Origin of the sequence: uncultured Christiangramia sp. (assembly GCF_913046405.1) — a bacterium.
GTDB classification, from domain to species: domain Bacteria; phylum Bacteroidota; class Bacteroidia; order Flavobacteriales; family Flavobacteriaceae; genus Christiangramia; species Christiangramia marina.
The window spans coordinates 1-2,773 of record NZ_CAJWRQ010000163.1 but is presented as its reverse complement, the minus strand read 5'-3'; the positions used below and the strand labels follow the sequence as shown (position 1 = coordinate 2,773).

2 protein-coding genes are annotated in these 2,773 nt (G+C 40.4%); both read left to right on the top strand.

Going from position 1 to position 2,773, the window contains the following annotated elements; all coding sequences use genetic code 11:
• Positions 1-833 (top strand): Hsp70 family protein (locus QZ620_RS13770; protein WP_295182755.1); only part of this gene is annotated, 833 nt, incomplete at its 5' end.
• Between the two features lie 315 nt (positions 834-1,148).
• Positions 1,149-2,708 carry a hypothetical protein gene (locus QZ620_RS13765; RefSeq protein WP_295182753.1) on the top strand — a complete coding sequence of 520 codons (1,560 nt, stop codon included), beginning with the start codon at positions 1,149-1,151 and terminating at the stop codon, positions 2,706-2,708.
• Positions 2,709-2,773 lie beyond the last annotated feature (65 nt).

The following is a 2,773-nucleotide window of genomic DNA, read 5'->3' as shown; positions in this document are numbered from 1 at the left end:
TTGGTGCTGCTATCCAGGGTGGTGTACTTACAGGAGATGTAAAAGATGTATTGCTACTTGATGTAACTCCACTTTCTCTAGGTATCGAAACCATGGGAGGAGTGAACACGAAACTTATCGAGTCGAATACTACGATCCCGACTAAGAAGTCACAAACTTTTTCTACAGCGGCAGATAATCAGCCTTCAGTTGAGATCCACGTACTTCAGGGAGAGCGTCCAATGGCGGCAGATAACAAGACGATTGGAAGATTCCACCTAGATGGTATTCCACCAGCGCAAAGAGGAACTCCGCAGATTGAAGTAACTTTCGATATTGATGCTAACGGTATCATTAAAGTAAGTGCTACAGATAAAGCTACTGGAAAATCTCAGGATATTCGTATCGAGGCTTCTTCAGGATTGACTGAAGAGGAAATCGAGAAAATGAAGAAAGAAGCTGAAGCAAATGCTGAAAGCGATAAGCAGGCTAAAGAAAAAGTTGATAAGCTCAACGAAGCAGACAGCATGATCTTCCAGACTGAAAAGCAACTAAAGGAATTTGGAGATAAGATCTCTGAAGACAAGAAGAAGCCAGTGGAAGAAGCTTTAGAAGAATTGAAAAAAGCTTACGAAACCAAGGAGATTGAGCAAATTTCTCCAGCTTTAGACAAATTGAATGAGGCATGGAAGACTGCATCAGAAGAAATGTACAAAGCTCAGGCAGAAGCTCAGGGCGGTCAGCCAGGCGGACCACAGCAAGGTGCTACAGGCGCTGAAGGTGGATCAGGAGATGGTGGAGCCTCTCAGGGTGCAGATGATGTTGAAGATGTAGATTTTGAAGAAGTGAAGTAATTCGCAACTATATATTATAGAAAAACCTCGCAGAAATGCGGGGTTTTTTTGTTAGGGCTTGGTCTGGCCCCAGGTACTATACATTTACAAACTGAACCGCATCAATAATGTTTTTAGTACAATTTGCACTAATCTCTTAATGGTTTTTAACATTAAATAGGTTTCCGCAATATCAATTTTTCTCGAATTAAAACAAACTTAACTCCTTAACCTAAACGTGATTTTAAATTAATTTAAGTACTACAGTGGCTTAACATCCTGGCTGACTTCAAACTGTATTTTTAACACAACTAAAAAACATAAATTATTTTTCAAATGAACAGAATTACAAATTTAATGGGTCGGCTATTTTTACTAGCCGCTCTATCATCGGCAATCATCGGTTGTGAAGCTGAAGACGGTGTAGATGGTATAAATGGAATCGATGGCCAGGATGGTGTTGATGGAATAAATGGAGAAGATGGCCAGGATGGAGAGGATTTCACACCCGCTCCCGAAATATTCGAAAATAAAAGTGCGGTTGATCCGCTAGTTACCATGTCCTCGCAATTCAGTTTCGTTCAGGCTTATTCTCTATTAAGCACACCAGATGTGGTAGGAGATGATTTCCAACTGGCAGGTTCTGCTGATGGAGCAGGATTTTTAAAAGACGGTGACGGTTATATGTATGTGGTAAACTGTGAAGATAGTTATGCAGTAGCGAGAATCCGGTTTGACCAATACCTGAACCCAGTAAGCGGAGACTATTTATTAAACTCAGGTGTTTCAGATTATGCACGACAATGTTCTGCCACTATGTGGGAAGCCAGCATTCATGGAGGCTCAAAAGATCTTTTCCTTTCAGCTTCAGAAAGTATTAACTACGATGTAAAAGGGATAGACCCGTGGGTTGAGAATCCAACGCCTCAGGCAGATTTTGGTCTTGATGCCCTCGGTGAATTTTCCTGGGAGAACGCTGTTCCACTTCCTAAGAATGCGTACTCTGGAAAAACAGTGATCATTGGAGGCGATGATGATTCATCTGGTTCTGAAGGACAGGTGGTGCTCTATTATTCTGAAAATGCCGATGATGATCTGGAAAACGGGAAGATATATGTGCTTCGTACAAAAGAAGTTTCAGATGGAATGGATGGAAAAAAAGCTGTAGAATCTGATGTTGTTTATAATGAGTCAAGTTTTGATCTTCAATCAACCTACGAAGTAGAATTTGTTGAGATCGAGAATGGTAAGGATCTTACCAAGGATGAAATGGAAACAGCCAGTTCCATTGTGCTTGCTACTCAATTTATGAGAGTTGAAGACGTGGATTACCAGAAAGGAGTTGATTCTAATGCTAGAAATGTATACTTCGCGGTTACCGGTAGAGGTCCAGGAAGAGGTACTTATAATGACTGGGGTACTGTGTATAAACTTGAGTTGGACGAAAACTCTCCGCTTTCAGGTAAATTAACTCAGATCATTAGTGGAAACACAGACACCAATAACATGGACGGGAATTTAGGAGCTCTGCAAAGTCCTGATAATATCTGTGTAACTGAAAATTTTGTTTATATCCAGGAAGATCCCAACAGCTTTAGTAGAGGACATTCCGCATATATCTATCAATCAGATTTAAATGGACATAATATTCAGCATGTGCTTGAACTTATTGTAAGACAGGACCTGGATCCAGATAATTCTACAGGTTTTAGTGGAGAATTTGGTTCATTGATAGACGTTTCAGACAAAATTGGAGAACCGGGAACTTTTCTTCTCGCGGTACAACCGCACTATTGGGAAAGCAGTGATTTTATGAATTTAGACGGTCATACCAATGCCGATCGTGAAGATGACCAGGCATCACAAATAGTTTTACTAAGAGGATTACCTAGATAATTCCAATTTTAGTTTCTACAGGTCTTCGCTCGTACGGAGACCTGTTCTTATTTATAGAAATATGT